General features: G+C 40.3%; 15 protein-coding genes. 11 read left to right on the top strand and 4 right to left on the bottom strand.

What is annotated here, in order from left to right:
* The first annotated feature begins 126 nt into the window (after positions 1 to 126).
* From ycaO to folX, 7 genes are all read left to right on the top strand, one after another.
* The gene (gene ycaO, locus P3J6_RS01750) at positions 127 to 1,887 is read left to right on the top strand and encodes a 30S ribosomal protein S12 methylthiotransferase accessory factor YcaO (RefSeq protein WP_198522068.1); all 1,761 of its coding nucleotides are present in this window, start codon (positions 127 to 129) and stop codon (positions 1,885 to 1,887) included.
* A 117-nt stretch (positions 1,888 to 2,004) separates the two neighbouring features.
* Positions 2,005 to 5,343 (top strand): ATP-binding protein, encoded by a 3,339-nt coding sequence (locus P3J6_RS01745; protein ID WP_198522067.1) that lies wholly within the window; start codon positions 2,005 to 2,007, stop codon positions 5,341 to 5,343.
* A 41-nt stretch (positions 5,344 to 5,384) separates the two neighbouring features.
* Positions 5,385 to 6,017 carry a YceH family protein gene (locus tag P3J6_RS01740; protein WP_198522066.1) on the top strand — a complete coding sequence of 211 codons (633 nt, stop codon included), beginning with the start codon at positions 5,385 to 5,387 and terminating at the stop codon, positions 6,015 to 6,017.
* A gap of 73 nt (positions 6,018 to 6,090) precedes the next feature.
* Positions 6,091 to 6,927 (top strand): ammonia-dependent NAD(+) synthetase, encoded by an 837-nt coding sequence (nadE, locus tag P3J6_RS01735; protein WP_138605451.1) that lies wholly within the window; start codon positions 6,091 to 6,093, stop codon positions 6,925 to 6,927.
* Positions 6,928 to 7,054: 127 nt separating this feature from the next.
* Positions 7,055 to 7,774 (top strand): dihydromonapterin reductase, encoded by a 720-nt coding sequence (gene folM / locus P3J6_RS01730; protein ID WP_198522065.1) that lies wholly within the window; start codon positions 7,055 to 7,057, stop codon positions 7,772 to 7,774.
* Between the two features lie 24 nt (positions 7,775 to 7,798).
* On the top strand, positions 7,799 to 8,353 hold the full coding sequence (folE, locus tag P3J6_RS01725; RefSeq protein ID WP_008108996.1) for a GTP cyclohydrolase I FolE: 555 nt from the start codon (positions 7,799 to 7,801) through the stop codon (positions 8,351 to 8,353).
* 3 nt (positions 8,354 to 8,356) lie between these two features.
* Complete coding sequence (gene folX, locus P3J6_RS01720) at positions 8,357 to 8,713, top strand: dihydroneopterin triphosphate 2'-epimerase (RefSeq protein WP_054202892.1); 357 nt, start codon at positions 8,357 to 8,359, stop codon at positions 8,711 to 8,713.
* Here the strand turns inward: folX and P3J6_RS01715 are convergent.
* Together P3J6_RS01715 and P3J6_RS01710 are read right to left on the bottom strand one after the other, a co-directional pair.
* Positions 8,690 to 9,130 carry a YqaA family protein gene (locus P3J6_RS01715; RefSeq protein ID WP_198522064.1) on the bottom strand — a complete coding sequence of 147 codons (441 nt, stop codon included), beginning with the start codon at positions 9,128 to 9,130 and terminating at the stop codon, positions 8,690 to 8,692. The genes folX and P3J6_RS01715 overlap by 24 nt on opposite strands.
* 75 nt (positions 9,131 to 9,205) lie before the next feature.
* Positions 9,206 to 9,571 (bottom strand): DUF4870 domain-containing protein, encoded by a 366-nt coding sequence (locus P3J6_RS01710; RefSeq protein ID WP_010392586.1) that lies wholly within the window; start codon positions 9,569 to 9,571, stop codon positions 9,206 to 9,208.
* Between the two features lie 182 nt (positions 9,572 to 9,753).
* Between P3J6_RS01710 and P3J6_RS01705 the strand changes: the two genes are divergently transcribed.
* From P3J6_RS01705 to P3J6_RS01690, 4 genes are all read left to right on the top strand, one after another.
* Positions 9,754 to 10,455: a spondin domain-containing protein gene (locus P3J6_RS01705; protein ID WP_178954503.1), complete on the top strand. Its 702-nt coding sequence runs from the start codon at positions 9,754 to 9,756 to the stop codon at positions 10,453 to 10,455.
* A 10-nt stretch (positions 10,456 to 10,465) separates the two neighbouring features.
* Positions 10,466 to 11,188 (top strand): spondin domain-containing protein, encoded by a 723-nt coding sequence (locus tag P3J6_RS01700; protein ID WP_198522063.1) that lies wholly within the window; start codon positions 10,466 to 10,468, stop codon positions 11,186 to 11,188.
* Between the two features lie 89 nt (positions 11,189 to 11,277).
* Positions 11,278 to 12,003, top strand: a complete 726-nt coding sequence (locus P3J6_RS01695) for a response regulator transcription factor (protein WP_198522062.1) — start codon at positions 11,278 to 11,280, stop codon at positions 12,001 to 12,003.
* Between the two features lie 10 nt (positions 12,004 to 12,013).
* Positions 12,014 to 13,501, top strand: a complete 1,488-nt coding sequence (locus P3J6_RS01690; RefSeq protein WP_138605457.1) for a sensor histidine kinase — start codon at positions 12,014 to 12,016, stop codon at positions 13,499 to 13,501.
* Between the two features lie 41 nt (positions 13,502 to 13,542).
* Here the strand turns inward: P3J6_RS01690 and P3J6_RS01685 are convergent, their stop codons facing one another.
* Together P3J6_RS01685 and P3J6_RS01680 are read right to left on the bottom strand one after the other, a co-directional pair.
* On the bottom strand, positions 13,543 to 15,714 hold the full coding sequence (locus tag P3J6_RS01685; RefSeq protein WP_138605459.1) for a S9 family peptidase: 2,172 nt from the start codon (positions 15,712 to 15,714) through the stop codon (positions 13,543 to 13,545).
* Between the two features lie 128 nt (positions 15,715 to 15,842).
* Complete coding sequence (locus tag P3J6_RS01680; RefSeq protein ID WP_198522061.1) at positions 15,843 to 19,310, bottom strand: S8 family serine peptidase; 3,468 nt, start codon at positions 19,308 to 19,310, stop codon at positions 15,843 to 15,845.
* Between the last annotated feature and the right edge of the window lie 123 nt (positions 19,311 to 19,433).

Genomic DNA, 19,433 nt, shown 5'->3' with positions numbered 1-19,433 from the left:
ATTATTAGCATATATTCATAATCGTTCTATTAAAAACGCTACGAAAAGCGGGTAAAGGGTGAAATAAACATCAAAATCCACGATAATACACAGTTCATGTATTGTGCAGACCTAGTTGAGATCAAAATGACTGAAAAAACATTTATTAAAGGTAAAGACCGCGATTTAGAATCGTCTATCTCTACCATGCAAAACAAGCTAAAAGCGCTAAATATTAATATTGAAGAAGCGCTATGGCTTAACCCTGTAGCAAACTGTTATTCAGTTCATATAAAAGATAGCGACTGTGGTGTGATGTTTACTAACGGTAAAGGTGCTACTGATAAAGCCTCTATCGCTTCTGCGCTAGGTGAATATTTTGAGCGTTTAAGCTGTAACTATTTTTTTGCTGATTTTTACTTAGGTGAAGAATTTGCCAATGGTGACTTTACTCATTACCCGAACGAAAAGTGGTTTAAAGTAGCAGAAGATGAAGTACCACAAGGGATTATGGATGAAAGCTTATGGGATTACTTCGACCCTGAGCGTGAATTAACTGCCTCACACCTTTATGACTTTAATTCTGGTAATTTTGAGCGTGGTATTTGTACTGTGCCTTATACCCGCCAGCGCGACGGCCAAGATATTTATATTCCGGTGAACGTGATTGGTAATATTTTTGTTTCTAATGGTATGAGTGCTGGTAATACTAAATTTGAAGCCCGTGTACAGGGGTTATCGGAGGTATTTGAACGCGCCATTAAAAATCGCATTATTGCTGAAGGTATTAGCTTACCAATCGTGCCTGAAGAAGTGGTAAAACAATACCCTAAAATTCATGAAGCCTGTGAAGAATTGCGTAGCCATGGCTTCCATTTACGTATTGCAGATGCCTCACTTGGCGGTAAATACCCTGTAATGAGTGTTACGCTAATCAACCCAGTGGATGGCTCTGTATTTGCCTCTTTTGGTGCTCATCCTTCATTTGAAGTGGCGCTAGAGCGAACCGTTACCGAATTACTGCAAGGTCGTCGCCTAGATCAACTAGACGTATTTCAACCTGCCACTTTTGACAACGACGAAGTAGCCACACCTGAAAACATTGAACTGCACTTTATTGATTCAAGCGGTTTAATTTCTCATGACTTTTTCCGTTCTGAAGCAGACTTTGAATTTGTACATTGGGACTTTAGTGGTTCAACTGAGCAAGAATATAACTTCTGTACTGATTTAATTCACAGCATGGGCCATGATATCTACATCATGGATTACACCCACTTAAATGTGTATGCATGTCGTATTTTAGTGCCTGGTATGTCTGATATTTATCCGGTAGATGAGCTTATTTGGCGTAATAACAACGAAGGCGCTAAATTCCGCGAAACTTTCTTATCACTTGATCAATATGACACTGAGCAACTGATGGAAATTTACGAAAACCTAGAAGAAGCTGGTCACAGCGATATTATTCGCGCTGCTGAATTCATTGGCTTAGCAACCGATGCCGATACGCCTTGGCATACTCTACGTATTGGTGAACTGAAAGCACACTTATGCTTAGCCGCAGGCAGCGAAGAAGCGATTGATTGGGTTGACTGGATTTTACATACCGGCCAAGTTAATGAAGACGCGATGCGTCATTTCCGTTGTTTAAAAGCTATTTTAGAAATTAAATACGATGACGAACGTGAATATGCAAGCTACCAAGACGCCTTAGGACTGATGTTTGGCGCTAATAATGTCACCCTTGCAATTGAGATTGCAGAAAGTCGCACACGCTTTAACGGCTTAACTTTCCCAGGTTTATCACTTGAAGGCTTTAAAAAGCACGCCGCATTATTGGATGGCTACCGTAAGTTACATGTTGCGAAACAGCATCATTGGGCACGCGAAGTTAGTGATTCATAATATCTAAACGTGTACATAGTTAAAAAGAAAATGGCGCATATTTAACTGCGCCATTTTTGTTTCTAGTGTTAGTTAGCTATAGTTAAGCTTTCTATATTAACAATTTAATTACACCCTATGTGGCAACAGCGCAAAAGTAAACGCACATCCATTTATAATTTTAAGCTTACCTTTTTATTTGCAATCAGTTTACTTGTAATAACTAGCTTAGTGCTTGAGCGGCTTAATTATAATCGGGCAAAAGATGCTTACCGTTTACAAGTCCTTTCTCAAGTAAGTACCTACAGAGCCCAGCTTGAAGCTATTTTGGTATCAAATATTCAATTAATACGTGGCTTGGCTGTGGCCGTTGCTGCCGAGCCCAATTTAAGCCAAACACGCTTTGGGAAAATTGCCGCTCCGCTGTTTAACACCTCTAACGAACTACGTAATATTGGTGCTGCACCTAACATGGTCATCACAATGACCTACCCGCTTAAAGGGAATGAAAAAGCCATAGGACTCAATTTTTTAGAAAATAAAGCGCAACGCGATGATGCTATTAAAGCACGCGACACTAATACTATTGTAATGGCTGGACCGCTCACGTTAGTTCAAGGCAGTGAAGCTTTGATTGCACGAGTGCCAGTTTATTTACCTGAAGACCACTCTTTTTGGGGGCTGCTTTCTGTGGTACTCGATATAGAAAAAGTCTATAACAACGCTGGAATTTTCGAATTACAAAAAAAATACACCGTTGCTATTCAAGGACGCAATGGCTTAGGTAAACAAGGTGAGTTTTTCTTTGGTGACCCTGAAATTACCAGCCAAAACCCGCTTGAGTTTAACCTAAACTTTCAAGGCGGAGCTTGGCAGCTCTATGTAGTGCCAAAAACAGGCTGGCAACCGGCATCGTCGTCTGTCTGGCCATTACGTATTGTTATTAGTGTTATTTTAAGTTTGCTTATTTTTGCGTTTTTATTGTTTTTAAAAATGCTTAATAGAGAACACGAAAACGAAAAAATGCTCGAGATAATGAGTAACCTAGCTCAAGTAGGCGCATGGTCATTTGATTTAGAAAAAAAACAGGTATTTTGGTCAGACATGACCAAAAAGATATTTGAATACCCTTTAGATGAGCAACCTAAATGGTCATCCGATTTATATTACTTTAAAGAGGGAAAAAGCAGAGATAAGGCGGCTGAACTGATCACTAAAGCGGTTAAATATGGTGAAAGTTACGAGGCTGAACTTGAAGTTATTAATGCCAAAGGCGAAGTAATTTGGGCACTCATACATGGTGAAGCAGAGCATAAAAATGGACGCTGCATCAGAATATTCGGCTCATTACAAAATATTGATGCTCGTAAAAAGGTAGCAATAGAAGATCGAAAAATAGCCCGCTTTAACGAAACTTTAGCGTCGCTAACAATTAGCGACCACATATTAAATGGTAAATTAAGCGAATCTAAAGAGCTAATTACTCGTGCGGTGTGTCGTGCACTTAAAGTGAATACAGTAAGCATTCGCCTGTTTGATAAATACAAAACTCAACTTAGTCCCATTGCGAGTTATAGCCAAAATAACAGTGATAATAATACCCCTTGGCGCCAGCAAGACATTCCTGATTTTTTTACCACCCTAGAAAAAAAAGCTGTTTTTAGCGCCCAGAATGCTCAACAACAAGCTTGCCTCGCCCCCTTAGCAAAAAACTACCTCGAGCCATCATCTATAAAAGCAATGCTCTGTGTAATGATCCCCGCAGGCAGCGGCTCAATTGGTGTTGTATGCGCAGAACAAGCAAGCGTTAGAGCATGGACGCAAAACGAAGAAGGTTTTTTAATTGCAATCGGCGCACTAATAGGAAGCCTTTACTCTAGTGAACAGCGCATAGAAACGGAAGCAGAACTAGTAATGGCAAAAGAAGCCGCTGAACAAGCGGTGATCGCTAAAAGTGAGTTTTTAGCCAGCATGAGTCATGAAATTCGCACTCCGATGAATGGGGTGTTAGGTATGCTTAATATTATTCAAACGACCTCGCTTGATCAGCAACAACGTCATCATATTAAACTTGCCCAGTCGTCAGCAGAATCTTTATTAGGGATTATTAATGATATTTTAGACTTTTCTAAAATAGAGGCTGGTAAGTTAGACATAGAAAGTATTCAATTTAATCTACCACAGTTACTAGGCGAGATTATTGAGTCGTTTGCGCTCAAGGCCGAAAGCAATAACACCCAATTAATTTTAGATACTACGCATGTAAGCACCAGTGAGATTGTGTGTGATCCAAATAGATTACGACAAATTTTAAATAACTTGATTGCCAATGCCGTAAAATTTACTCAAAACGGACAAGTACTGGTAACCGCTACCATTGAAAAAACTCTCGATGATACGACTTTAGAATGTGCGATTATTGATACCGGCATTGGTATCAGTTTAGAGAAGCAAAAACAGTTATTTGATTCTTTTACTCAAGCTGATGCATCAACAACCCGCCAATATGGTGGCACCGGTTTAGGCTTGGCAATAGTTAGGCAGCTGTGCGAACTCATGGGAGGCGAAGTAAGTGTATATAGCCTACCTAATGAAGGCAGCACCTTTACTTTTTCAGTCAACATTAGCTCAGTGATAGACCAAGCATTTGATTTAGATTGCCAACATATACAAGCAAAGCGGATACTCATTGTTGATAACAGCGAGATGAATGCCACCATCATCGAAAAGCAATTAACGTTATGGGGCGCAGATGTCAGTGCTGTGTGTGATTACAAAGAGGTTGAAACTTATATAACTAATAATCAACAAACACCGCCGGATGTGGCAATTATTGACACAAGCTTTTTGGAGCCTATAGCGCACCCCTTGGCTGAAAAATTGAAACATTTTTTAGTGAACAGTCATATTCTGATTATGGCCCCAATGAGCTATTCAAAAAGCAATTTATTTTATGGAAACAATGAAGCAGCCTTAATTTTTAAACCACTCACCGCTATTGGTTTGTATGACACGCTGGTAAAAGTAACATTGGCAGCACAACCTAAAGAGTTAGCGCTCCCTCCAGCGATTAATACACCTAAAAAAGCGAAAGGCCATGTATTGTTAGTAGAAGATAACAAAGTAAATCAAGTAGTTGCCTGTGCATTATTAAAACAAGCCGAGCTCACTTTTGATATTGCAGAGGATGGTGAGGATGCACTAACGAAATTAAACCGAGCAACCGTAAACACTTATCAACTTATTTTAATGGATTGCCAAATGCCTATTATGGATGGATACCAAGCTACCATGGCTATTAGAGAGGGCCTTGCGGGTCAAGAGAATCAAACCATCCCCATTATTGCACTAACGGCTAATGCAATGCGCGGAGATAAAGACAAATGTTTAAATGCCGGTATGAACGACTATTTAAGTAAACCTCTTGATGGCCCTGCTATGCATGCTAAATTGCAACAATGGCTTAGCGCTAAATAACAGTGTAAGCTTAAAATAGAATCGATGAAGTAAGGGATATTATGCAGTTATCAGTTGAACAACAAAGAGTTATTGGCTGTTTATTGGAAAAGCAAACAACAACGCCTGAACATTACCCACTATCATTAAATGCCTTAACGAATGCTTGTAATCAAAAATCAAATCGCGCTCCTGTGCTCGAATTAAGCCAACAGCAAGTTCAGGCTACCATTGCCGAATTAATCGACTTACGCTTGGTAACAGAAGATGAAGGTCTCAGTGGACGTGTATCTAAATACGACCATCGCTTTTGTAATACACAATTTAGTCACTTACAATTTAACGCACAACAACGCGCCATTATATGTTTATTATTATTGCGGGGAGCTCAAACACCCGGTGAATTAAAAACCCGTTGTGCTCGCTTAGCTGACTTTACCAATGTTGACGACGTTGAAACATCGCTTGAACAATTGATTGAAAATGGCCATGTTAAAAAGCTGCCCCGTGAGCCTGGTAAGCGTGATAGCCGTTATATCCACTTATTTACAGCACCTTCTGCAGAAAACGATGAGCCAACAGCAACACAAACCATTACAGACGAGTTAAAAAACCAAGAGCTCAATGAGATACTCGCTGAAATTAACGAGCTAAAAGCTCAACTTAAACAAATAAAAGAGTATATAGGACTTTAATTGTGTAATTTGAAATCACATAATAGCTATTCTTTTTTGAGCATTAAAACTTTTTAACTTTAAGGAGCGGGCCATGCGCGCCGAAATTATGGCTGAAATGAAGGTTCAGCCTAGTATTGATGTTAACGCTGAAATTAAACGCCGAGTAAATTTTATTAAAGCACGTTTAAAAGCTGCATACTCAACTTCACTGGTACTAGGTATTAGTGGCGGTGTAGACTCATCAACCTGTGGCCGATTATGCCAACTTGCTGTTAATGAGCTTAATCAAGAACACCAAGATACACAGTATCAATTTATTGCGGTGCGCTTACCGTATGGAGTGCAAGCAGATGAAAGCGAAGCACAAATGGCGGTTGATTTTATTAAGCCCAGCACCCGTATGACCGTTAATATTCAGCCTGCAACCGACGCACTGCACGAGCAAACAATGGCAACTTTAGCTGGTAATAATCAGCCATTGCCAACACAAGAAAAAATAGACTTTATTAAAGGCAATGTGAAAGCACGCCAACGTATGGTTGCACAATATGAAATTGCTGGGTTTTGCCAAGGGCTCGTTGTAGGTACCGACCATAGCGCCGAAAACATTACCGGTTTTTATACTAAGTTTGGCGATGGCGCCTGCGACTTAGCCCCTTTGTTTGGTCTATCTAAACGTCAGGTTAGAGCATTGGCAACAGCATTAGGTGCACCTGCTTTGTTAGTTGAAAAAGCACCTACTGCCGATTTAGAAAGTGATAGACCAGGTTTGACTGACGAGGAAGCATTAGGCTTAAGCTATGAAGAAATTGATGACTTTTTAGAAGGTAAACCAGTCTCCGAGCATGTGGAACAAACACTGATTGCAATTTACCAACGCACGCAACATAAGCGCCAGCCTATTCCAACAATATACGATGCTTTTTAAATCAATATTATAAGTGTGATTTAACTGATCGAGCCGCTTATATTTTACGTAAAAAATGGCGTGAAAATAAGTGGCTTAAATTTTAACGGTTAACCTTAACGCTTGCCAACAGAGAGTTTTATATTTTATGACCCCCCCTATTTTAATTACTGGTGCAGGACAACGTATAGGACTTGCGCTTGCACAGCATTTTATAGCCCAAGGGCAAGCGGTCATTATTACTTATCGTACCCGCCATGAAGCGGTAGATTTGCTAGAACAACAAGGGGCCACTTGTCTTTATGCTGACTTTAGTTCTGATGAGGGTATTAATACTTTTATTACATTACTTAAAGCACAGACTGACTCACTAAGCGCGATAATTCATAATGCATCAAGCTGGGACTGTGAAGCTAACAATCCTCAGTTTGAGCAGCTGTTTGACAGTATGATGCGCATTCATGCAAAAACACCGTACTTGGTAAACTTACGCTGTGCAGATTTACTATTAAATTATCAGGCGTCTCATGCTAAGCCCGCTGACATTATTCATCTAACTGATTACGTAGTGGAAACTGGCAGCCCAAAACACTTAGCCTATGCGGCCAGCAAAGCCGCCTTGGATAACTTAACCAAATCATTTAGTGCTAAATATGCACCGAATATTAAAGTGAATTCCGTCGCACCATCATTAATTATTTTTAATCAACATGATGATGAGCAGTATCGCGCTAAAACTTTAAAAAAATCATTAATGGGTATCGAACCTGGATGCCAAGAAATTATCAATAGCATCGACCTACTACTAAACAGCCACTACATCACAGGCCGTGCTTTACCTGTTGATGGTGGTCGCCATCTTAAGTAAGTCATCTAAATAAACGAGAAACTTATGCATAACGAATTAAAAGAAAGCTATCAAAAAATTATAACCGCAGTCGGTGAAGATGCAGAACGTGAAGGGTTGCTCGATACTCCAAAACGCGCTGCAAAAGCGATGGAGTACCTAACTCAAGGTTACCGCCAAACGCTTAACGAAATCACTAATAATGCAGTATTTACCTCAGATGCTGACGATATGGTATTAATACAAGACATAGAGCTTTACTCTATGTGTGAGCATCACTTATTACCGTTTATTGGCCGCTGTCACATTGCTTATATCCCTGATGGCAAAGTATTAGGTTTGTCTAAGTTTGCACGTATTGTGGATATGTTCTCTCGCCGTTTTCAGATTCAAGAACAACTAACCCATCAAATTGCCAAAGCGGTTGAGGAAGTAACTGGTGCCAAAGGTGTAGGCGTCATTGTTGAGGCAAAGCACATGTGTATGATGATGCGTGGTGTAGAAAAGCAAAACTCAAGCATGCGTACTTCGGTAATGCTAGGAAACTTTAGAGCCGATCCGAAAACACGTAACGAGTTTTTACAGCTGATCAAAGGATAATCTATGGCTAACGCAATAATTAATGTAACTAATTTACGGCTACGCACGTTCATTGGCTTTAATCCAGATGAACGTGAAAAAAAACAAGATGTAGTCATTAATTTAGAAATTCATTATCCGGCTGATCAAGCTTGTGAAACTGATGAAGTAGAACAAGCACTTAACTACAAGGTAATTACTAAAGAAGTAATTACCTTAGTTGAACAGGGTCACTTTTTATTGTTAGAAAAATTAGTTGCTGAAATTCTTGCTGTTTGCCACTCGCACCCAAGTGTGAATTACGCCAAAGCCCGAGTGGATAAACCTCATGCGCTGCGCTTTGCAGACTCTGTGTCGCTAACTCTCGACTGGCACAAATAATCCAACGGCAAGGGCTATTACAGCTAAATAACGTAGCCCTTTGCCGAGTGTTACTAGCACTAAAAACATACTAAAGCGCACTTTAAACACGCCGCCAATAACAGTTAGTGGATCGCCAACAATAGGTAACCACGCAAACAGTAAGCTATATACTCCATATTTATTAAACTGCTTTTGCGCTTTTTTAAGCCCTTTTTCAGAAACTGGAAACCATTTTTTATCTTTGAAGCGTAATGCTTGTGTTCCAAGCCAATAATTAACACAACTGCCTAATACATTGCCTAAGGTTGCTGCAAACCAAATTAGCCATAAGTTAGTATTACCTTGCATTATCATCCCACCCATCAATACTTCAGACGAGCTGGGTAATAACGTAGCCGATATAAATGCTGTAAAAAATAATGTTATATAGAGCATTTTTCCCTTATGACTAAAAACTAAACCCAGCCATTAAGCTGGGTTTGAACGACTTTTTAACTTAAATCAAAACGCTTATTTTATTAAATTTAAGCTAAGAGGATAATTAAACTCTTTGCCATCGTTGGCTTTTACGCTTGCGATAACCACCATCACAAATGAAAAGATAGCGACCATAGGTAACAGTAGTAAACCAACAGCTGCAAAAATTAGTAAAAAACATACAAAATAAGCTATAGCCATAGTAATTTGAAAGTTAAGCGCTTTTTTACCATGTATATCAACTATAGGCATTTCATCTTTTTTAATTAGCCAAATAATAAGGGGGCCTAACACCGAGCCGAATGGCACAATAAACCCAGCTAATGCACTTAAATGACATAGCATTGCCCAAGTTCGGTCATCTTTATTAACGACTTTAATTTCTTGATTTTGTTCCATAGCACAATCCTTTAATTTTTAAAATCCGGTTTAATTATACACAGGTATATAACACCACTTATCTATTTATTTGTAAAAAATCACAACCTAAATTTCTGTGATAAAAAAGTGATAAGTTTGTGAGAGTTTCTGGAGACGATTGTTCAATACTTATCTCGAATCATCACATACAGGAAATAAAAATGAAAGCTTCAACATTTACACTTGCAACTCTTTTAGCAGTAGCTAGCCAGTCAGCCATAGCTGCAGAGTTAGACCTAGCAATAACCAACCTAACACAAGGCATTCACTTTACCCCACTGCTAGTTACAGCACACGACAGCGAAGATAAGCTTTTTGAAGTTGCAACTGAAGCTTCTACTGCATTACAAACAATGGCTGAAGGTGGCAACATTGCAGAACTAATGGCACAAGCTACTGCAGCAGGTAGCGACATGGCTGCAAACCCAGCAGGAGGCTTATTAGCGCCATCATCATCGACCATGGCCACACTAATGACAACCGATGGTAATGACTACCTCTCAGTAACCGCTATGTTACTGCCTACAAACGATGGCTTTGTTGGCCTGGATAGCTGGAAAATCCCAACCGAAGCAGGCACTTATACTGTTTACTTAAATGCATATGATGCAGGCACTGAGCACAATAATGAACTCATTGTCGATGGCTCAGGTGCACCGGGTACGCCAGGTATTCCTGCAGCCCCAGGTGGCGATGCGGGCACAGGCGGCGCTGGCTTAACAAGTACCGATAGCAATATTAACGTACATATTCACCCAGGCACGTTAGGTGACGACGATCTAACCGCTGGTAATAGCGATTTAAGTAATACGGTTCACAGATGGTTAAACCCAGTAGCTAAGCTAACCGTTACGGTTAAGTAGGAGCGTTATCATGGCATCTTTAAATAACTTTAAAAAAAGCATCGTGGTTGTTGCACTTGCAGCCTCACTTGCAGCCTGCGGCGATAACGACAGAAACGAACCTGTTCAGGTTGTCACACCGCCAACTCCTGAGCCTGTAAGCTATACATTTGATGTTACCGTCAGCAATTTAACCGCGGGGCAGCCACTATCGCCTATTGCTGTTATTGCACATACTGAAGGCACTCTTTGGCAAGTTGGCAATGCGGCCTCAGTTGCATTAGAAGCAATAGCTGAAGGAGGCGATAACAGCCAACTGCTTGCATTAGAAAACGCTATAGCCAACGCATCAAGCGAAGGTCCTGTTGGACCTGGTGCCAATACTACGATTACATTAAGCACGGAGTCACTTGAGGCACTTAAGTTGTCGCTTGCCACTATGATGGTGAATACAAATGATGGGTTTACCGGTCTTAGTGCTTTAGATGTATCTTCATTAGCCGTCGGCGACTCTTTAACTCGCACTACCGTTGCTTATGATGCAGGTACTGAAGCAAATACAGAAGCAGCTGGTACGATACCCGGTCCTGCTGATGGCGGAGAAGGTTTTAATGAAGCCCGTGATGATGTTAATTTTGTAGCAAGACACCCAGGTGTAGTTACAAATGAAGATGGTTTGTCTAGCTCAGTGCTTAGCCCTGAACATAAATTTGATAACCCATTAGCAAAAGTGGTTATTACCCGCACTCAGTAATTCGTTTATCAATATCAACCTCGATATACCAGCTTTTAATGGGGAAGTTGGGGAGCACGGAAGCCCCCCCTTTTTTACGAGGATAAATGATGCGCCATGAAAAGTTACTCATAGTTGAAGACGACAGAGAAATTGGTAAATTAATTACCACACAGCTTACATCGCTAAATTTACATGTGGATCATGTTGTAAGTGCTGAACTGGCTTTGAAAAAAATAGCCAAACAATCTTACGGGCTTATTTTACTGGATATAAACCTTCCGCAAATGGATGGATTGAGTTTATGTCGTAAAATAAAAGAACACTATCCAACTATCTCAGTGATTTTACTAACAGCACTAAGTAGCGATATGGACAGAGTTATAGGCCTAGAAATGGGCGCCGACGATTATATTTGTAAACCCTTTTTTGCACGTGAACTACAAGCCAGAGTAAAAACCCAACTGCGACACAGAGCACAATTGCTCACCAGCCAAAATACTAACCAGAATACGATTAAGGGCGAAACAACGCTTCATGTTGGCTCGCTACACATTGAATTTGACTCTCATCAAGTGTACTTAGCTGAACAGGCAATTAACCTAACCGCCACCGAATTTGATTTGCTTGTGTACTTTGCACGTCACCCAAATCATGTCTTTAGCCGCCAACAACTGCTCGATAAAGTATGGGGGTACCAACACAGTGGCTACGAACATACGGTTAATTCGCATATTAACCGCTTGCGCGCAAAGCTCGAATTACATCAACCAACTCCCATTATAGAAACCGTTTGGGGTGTGGGATACAAACTCAACCCAAACCAACTTAATTAAGATTTTTATTATGAAACTTTCTTTGTACCAAAAATTAGCAGTGTCGTTAGCCGTTATTTTTTGTTTTATTTGTGCGCTAGTTTATAGCTGGAGTAAACAATTAGAACTCAACTCCAAACACCATGGCGAACAAAACTTACATTTAGCACTGGCTGAACATTTAGTACAAGACAATCCATTAATAAAAGAAGGCGTATACGATTACGAAGCCCTTGAAAACCTGTTTCATACTCTAATGCTGTTAGGCCCTGCCTTTGAATTTTACTTTGTAGACCAGCGCGGAAAAATATTGACTTACTCCGCAGAACCCGGAAAAGTAAAGCGCTCACACGTTAATTTAGAGCCGCTAAAAAAGCTGATTGCCCACCCAAACACAACACCTATTTATGGTGATAACCCACGAGACCCACAGCAACAAAAAATATTTTCTGTGGCGCCTGTATTTAACAACAATGCATTACAAGGGTATTTATATATAATTATTGGTGGTGAGGCATACGACACCTCACTCAATAATATAAAAAGTAACGACTCGTTATTAGTGGCTGCTATGTGGCTTGGCTCAACACTCGTTTTTTTATTTATTGCGATGCTTATTTTACTGCGATTTTTCACAAGCCCTATTCAACGTCTTGCAAAAGATGTGAGCAATATTGAGGCTGCTAACTATAGCCTAACCGATACAAAACTAAGTCACTATTCAAATCAAAAAAGCAACGAAGTCCACAGCCTAGGTCGAAGTATTCAAGCGATGATAACGCGTATAAACGAGCAATTTAAAGCACTTGAGCAAGGTGATAAACAACGTAAAGAGCTGCTTACTCACCTCTCCCATGATCTGCGAACACCACTAGCCTCTCTACAAGGTTTTTTAGAAGTGTTAAATCAGTCAGGTGACAAACTAAGTAAACAAGAACAGCAAGAATACTTGCAAGTCTCATTAAATAACTGTGGACAGCTAAAGCAACTTATAGAGCAAATTTTTGAACTTGCTCACTTAGAAAATGGCCAAATAAACATTAATAAAGAAACATTTAACCTAGGAGAGCTAATTTACGATTGTATTGCTAAGTTTAGTATTGTTGCGCAACAAAAAGGCATTAATTTATCGGTTGAGCCAGAAATTTGTGACTTCCCTGTCATCGCCGACATAGCCAAACTTGAGCGCGTTTTAAGTAACTTAATCGATAATGCAATTAGGCATACTCCCCTTGGTGGCAGTATTGAGGTTAGCGTAAGACGAAGTAACCACTATCAATTATTTGTGCAAGTTTCGGATACCGGAGTTGGTATTAAACATGATGAGTTACAAGCTATTTTTGATCCCCACTACCAAGCTAGTAATTCTAATAAAGCGGGCCGTCAACAAGGTGGGTTAGGGCTTGCTATTTGTCGTGGACTATTAAAGCTTATGGACAGTGAAATAAATGTTCAAAGTGAGATAGGCAAAGGCACTATTTTTAGCTTTAATTTGCCACAAAAAAAAGGCGTAACTTAACGTTACGCCTTGGCTCATTACTTAGTTGAATTTGGGTGTGGCTATTTTTTTATACCGGCTAAATCAAGCATAAATGCATAATTTAACGCGGCATCTTCTAAGCGTTTAAAACGACCAGACGCACCGCCATGGCCGGCTTCCATGTCTATTTTAAATAGTAGTTTATTATCATCTGTTTTGTAGTCACGCAGTTTTGCAACCCACTTTGCTGGCTCAAAATATTGAACCTGTGAGTCGTGCAAACCTGTTGTTACTAACATATTAGGGTAGTCTTGTTTACTAACTTGATCGTATGGTGAATACGACAACATATAATCGTAATATTCTTTCTCGTTAGGGTTACCCCACTCACCATACTCGTTAGTTGTAAGCGGAATAGTCTCATCAAGCATAGTAGTAACCACATCAACAAATGGAACCGCAGCCACCATACCTTTATATAGCTCAGGCGCTTGGTTTGCCACTGCGCCCATTAATAAACCACCAGCACTGCCACCTTGGGCAAAAATTTGCTCTTTATCGCCATACCCTTGAGCTACCAATGACTTAGTAACATCTACAAAGTCGTTAAACGTGTTCTTTTTAGTGAGTAATTTACCCGCTTCGTACCACGGGCGCCCTAACATTTGCGAACCACGTACGTGGGCAATTGCAAATACAAAACCACGGTCAAGCAACGTTAATCGTGCAGAAGAAAAACTAGGATCCATTGTTGCACCATACGAACCATAGCCGTATTGCAATAATGGGTTAGTGCCATCTTTTTTAAATAGCTCTTTTCGATACACCAAACTCACCGGTACTTTTACGCCATCGCGTGCTGTGACAAAAATACGCTCAGACGCGTAGTTTTCTGCGTTAAAGTCACCTAATACCGCTTGTTGCTTTAATAATGTTTTTTCGCCAGTGGCCAAATTGACATCATAAGATGAACCCGGTGTCGTCATACTGGTGTAATACACACGTAGCGTATCGCTGTTTAATTCGTTATTACCGTACGCATTAATCGTGTACGCACTGTCGTTAAAGCTTAGTGGTAACTCTTTGCCTGATGTTAAATTACGCGCAATCAGTGTTGATTGACCCATTTCACGTTGTTGATATACCAAGTAGTCATCAAATAACTCAACGTCTTCGAGTTTAATATCCTCGCGAGCAGGGATCACACTTTGCCAATTTGCTTTATCACCGGCTTTATCAATATCAACTTTCATAAGCTGAAAGTTAACCGCATTTAAATTAGTCACAATGTAATAAGTATTACCTAATTTTGAAATGCTGTATTCAAGGTTGGCTTCACGTTCAATTAAACGCTTTGGCTTAGCATTTACATCGTTTGCACTCAGTACTGATAAACCCGATGCATCAGTACTGCTATGCCAAATATAAATTTCTGAGCCGTCTTTGCTCTTGCTCATACCTGTGTAATAGCTCGTATCTTTTTCTTCGTATACAAGCTCATCATCGCTTTGTGATGTACCAAGCGTATGACGATAAACTTGATAACCGAGTAAGGTTTGCGCATCTTTTTTAATGTAATAAACAGTTTTATTGTCGTTCGCCCACACAACATAACCACTAGTCCCTTCAAGCGTGTCTTCTAGTAATTTGCCCGTGTTTAAATCTTTAATTTTTATATTGTAAACACGGCGACTCACCGTATCTTCACCATACGCCATTAAGTTATCATTTGGGCTTACATTTAGGCCACTAACCGCAAAATAGTCATGGCCTTTAGCTAATTCATTTACGTCTAAAATAACTTCTTGATCGGTGCCTGCAAAATCACTACTGCGTAAGTAAGTAGCATACTCATTATCGCCGCGAGTTTGCGACGAATAATAATAGTTACCTTTTTTAACTGGCACTGAATCATCATCTTTTTGAATTCGCCCTTTTAGCTCTTCAAATAACGAAGTTTGTAACGTTTTTGTATGCGCAAGCATTTCATCTGTGTAAGCATTTTCAGCCTCAAGGTAACCAATTACCTCAGGAGCTTTACGCTCATCATCACGCATCCAATAATAATTATCGATACGCGTGTCGCCATGGACTGTCATTTTATACGGTACTTTCTTCGCAATAGGCGGCATGACTGCGATTTTAGCAGCTGCGTTTTCAATTTTTGCTGATTGCTCAACGTCAGGAGCTTTGTTACATCCCCCTAAAATAGCTAAGGAAATAAAAGTAAGAACAAATGGGGTATGTTTCATTGATTAGAATCTCTGTAGTTTTTATTTTTGTTAAATATACCTAATATTTAATAGCACAGAAATTTAGTTTGTGAAGCTATGTAAAAAGGGAGCCGAAGCTCCCTTTTATAAACATTTAAGTTAGTACATTACTTTTGCTTACGACGACGCATAAATGCAAACGGTGCAACTAGCAATGTTAGCCAAGCCATTGAACCTGAAGAGCTTTTCTTCGCTGGCTCTGGAGTAACAACAGGTGGTGCTACTTGCGCTGTAATGCTAACAGCTACCATTACAGGTTCAGATACATTACCACGAACATCAATAGCAACAACTTCCATTTCTGCAGATGTATCACCAGCTAATAAAGTTGTATCTGCAACCACAATTTGTCCATCTGCATCAACAGCAAGACCAATATTTGTATTTGATTGTACGTAATACTCTGAAATGGCCAAATCTAACTCTGACTCTTCAATAGTAAGCGCACCTACCACGGTTCCATCCGCTGCATCTTCTGAAACACTAAACTCACCACCAACCAGCTTTGGTGCTTCAACGTCTGGTAATTCTAGATCTTCAGCTGCCATAACTTTAATAAGGTTAGTGCCTGAACCTTGCGATAGTGCAAACGGACCACTTGCAGAAACAACCGCTTTCTCTCCTGGCATAATTGAAGAAACGGCTTCGCCCGTTTCAAGTGAAGTAATCTGTACCTGAGGTTGTACACCAAATACCGTTGAACCTGTTACGCTATCAGTTTCAAAGTAAACACCTGTTTGATAGCTAGGGTAGCCCACTGATACCTTAAAGTTCATTGGCTCGCCAATCATTGCTGCATCAATGTTCATCAACTCAGAACAACCAGAGAAGGTAATTGTATCCTCACCTGCCGCATGGTAAAGCGGAGTAGCCCATGCCAACGTATCATTACCCGCACCATCAGTTGTACCAATTAGAGTACGACTACGACCAGGGAATGCAGTCTGACGACCACGATCGTTATAGTTTTGCATATACTGATCTGAGACACCGTTATTATCTGTGTCGATTTCAACTCTGTAGCCAGCTTGGAATACATGTGTTAATGGATCTCGCAATTGAATGGAAGAAGTTATAAATACACCTGAATCACACGCTTCTGAATTAAACGCAGTGAAAGTAGTAGACAGGATATTAAACTCAGCCTCTTCAAATGTTTTTGCTGTTCCCACTGCAATTATACTTTCAGCTTGGGGCGTAATTTCTGTTTGACCTGTGTTTTCAATAACTAATGCCATTTCATTATTAACAACTTCAGGTGAGTAACTTAATTCAGTCGCCGCCTTTGGCATTGCATGATAAACAAGGTGTAAATCATGATCGCCATCTGTAGATGCATCATCAAATACTAACGCACCATCAAATTCGATTGATGTTAATGCTGCACTTCTTGCTGCAATGTCATCTGCACTGAACGGGTTTTCTAATTCCCATACAGGTAATTTAGTTGGATCAACCGTCATTGTAATATCAAAGTTAATCGCTTGACCTGCAGGAACTGTTACAGACTCAGGGAAATCCCAACTAACTGCGTTAGTATCAATATCACTTTGATAACGCGCTTCTGTGCGAAGGTTATAAGTTTTTGCATCTGCAGAGAAGTTCTTAACGGTTACCGTTTTAGTGATAGAGTCTGTTTCTGAAAGGCTCACTAAACCATAAGAAAGCGCAGCTTGTTTAGTATCAAACTTTCCGTCATGCACCCATGCCGCAACTGGTAGATTAACCGCCTTAGTAACGTCAACTAAACCAGCACCTATCATACTAATTGGTGCAAGCTCTGAGTCAGGGTTTATATCAAGAGGTTCATTGGTTACATTTAAGTTCGCAGCATTCATTATTGTTGCTTTAATCTCAAACGCATTGCGCTCTGGATGTGCTTCACGGATCATAGCAACCGCACCGGCTGTAATTGGACCTGAGAATGACGTACCCGACACAGGATTAGTCCCCGTTTGAGTACCTGCTGCTGCTACATCAATACTTGTGCCTGGCGCTGTAATTTCTGGTTTTAATAAACCATCCATCGAAGGACCACGCGATGAGAATGTAGCAACCGCACCAGCTGTTGCTTTAAATTCAACACTAATATCAAATGTTGCAGGACCGCCAGCAGCCAGCTGAGCTTTTAATGCTGCGCCTGCAGCAAAATTAATTCCTACATTTTTAATTGTAACTGCAGCATCAAAACCACCCATAGATGCAGGAGTACCATCATCTACATTGTTTGCAATCATTACGAACTCAGCACCTTTAGCCTGAGCATGTAAAACTTTATCAGTAAAGTTACATGATCCTCGGTCAATTAATACTGCTTTGCCAGTAAAGTCCACATCCGCAGAGAACTCAACACAACCATCCTGATTTGCTTCAGGGTAAACTAAATCAATATCAGCACCTGAAATAGTATAGGCTTCTTGTGGGCCAAAACCTGATGGCTGGATATTACCTTCAAGGCCTGCAATAGCGCCCTCAGCAATACCAACTTCAGTTGCTGGGTGAGTCATAGCACCGACAGATAGTGCATTAGGTGTAGTACTTGGACCACCAATACGGAACGGGTTGTCACCATCGTTACCAGCAGAAATGACCATATTTACGCCTAACTCAACTGCACGTTGAACTAAGTATTGTGTACCACCACCAGTGTAAGTGTCACCAAACTCACCTCCAAGAGACATGTTCATTACATCAACACGGTCTGAAATATCACCATCACCGTTAGGATCCATTGCCGCTTCTAATGCTGCTGCTTGTGCTGCACTTGGACAACCACCACCACATACAGAATATGCATATAACTCAACATCAGGTGCAATACCGTTTACTGAGTTTGCAGATGATGTACCGTGATTTGTTGGATCACCCGTTGATGGAGAGTTAGCCGCGTCATTTTCAATAGGATCTGCATCATCACGAATAAAATCGTAACCACCTTGCACGATACCTTGAGGCCATGCAACTGACGTTGGATCAGCCTGTGCAGCTAGGTAAGCCTCAACTGTACCTTCACCACCAAACGCCTCATGCGTATAGTCAATACCTGTATCAAGCACTGCAACACGTTGGCCTTTACCACTTGCAATACCATCAGTAATAAGTGGTTTAGCATTGATATATTCAGAGCTCGCAGCAACATGTAATTCTCGATCGAACATTGGTAAAACTTTAGCAACGCGATCATCTTTTGAAATTTGAGCTAACGCTTCTGGGGTTGCTTGAACAATCAAGGTTGGTGCTAAAATTTTAGTTTTACCAATTACTTTTGCATTAAAATCTAAGCTATTTAACTCAACAGTCATCATATCTTGAAGCTGCTCAATCTGCGCCGTTATTTCTCGATTAGAAGATGATTGGTAAGTCCCAGCAGCAACTGCATCGACAGACGTTTTTGCCTTAAGAACGATCATATGTGCAGAAGGTGCTTTTTTATCAGCAGCTATTTCCTTAATTTGCTCTGCGTATTTATTGGTCATTGTAGCGTCAGGCAAAGTCGCAGCATTAGAAATCGTTGCCACAAGTGCACTTGATACAGCTGTCGCGATTGCTGTTCTTTTAATTATATTGTTAGACATTGTTTCCCCTAAGATAGGTTATGTATTATTGTATTTGCTATATTTAATTCTTTGGCTATGTAACCGAATATAAAACGCCAACCTTTGTATGAGCAACAGCATTGCTACATTAAAATTACATAA

It is taken from the genome of Pseudoalteromonas sp. 3J6, assembly GCF_903995135.1.
Taxonomy (GTDB): Bacteria; Pseudomonadota; Gammaproteobacteria; order Enterobacterales; family Alteromonadaceae; genus Pseudoalteromonas.
The sequence above is the reverse complement of the archived record's forward strand: the minus strand, read 5'-3'. Positions and strand labels throughout refer to the sequence as shown.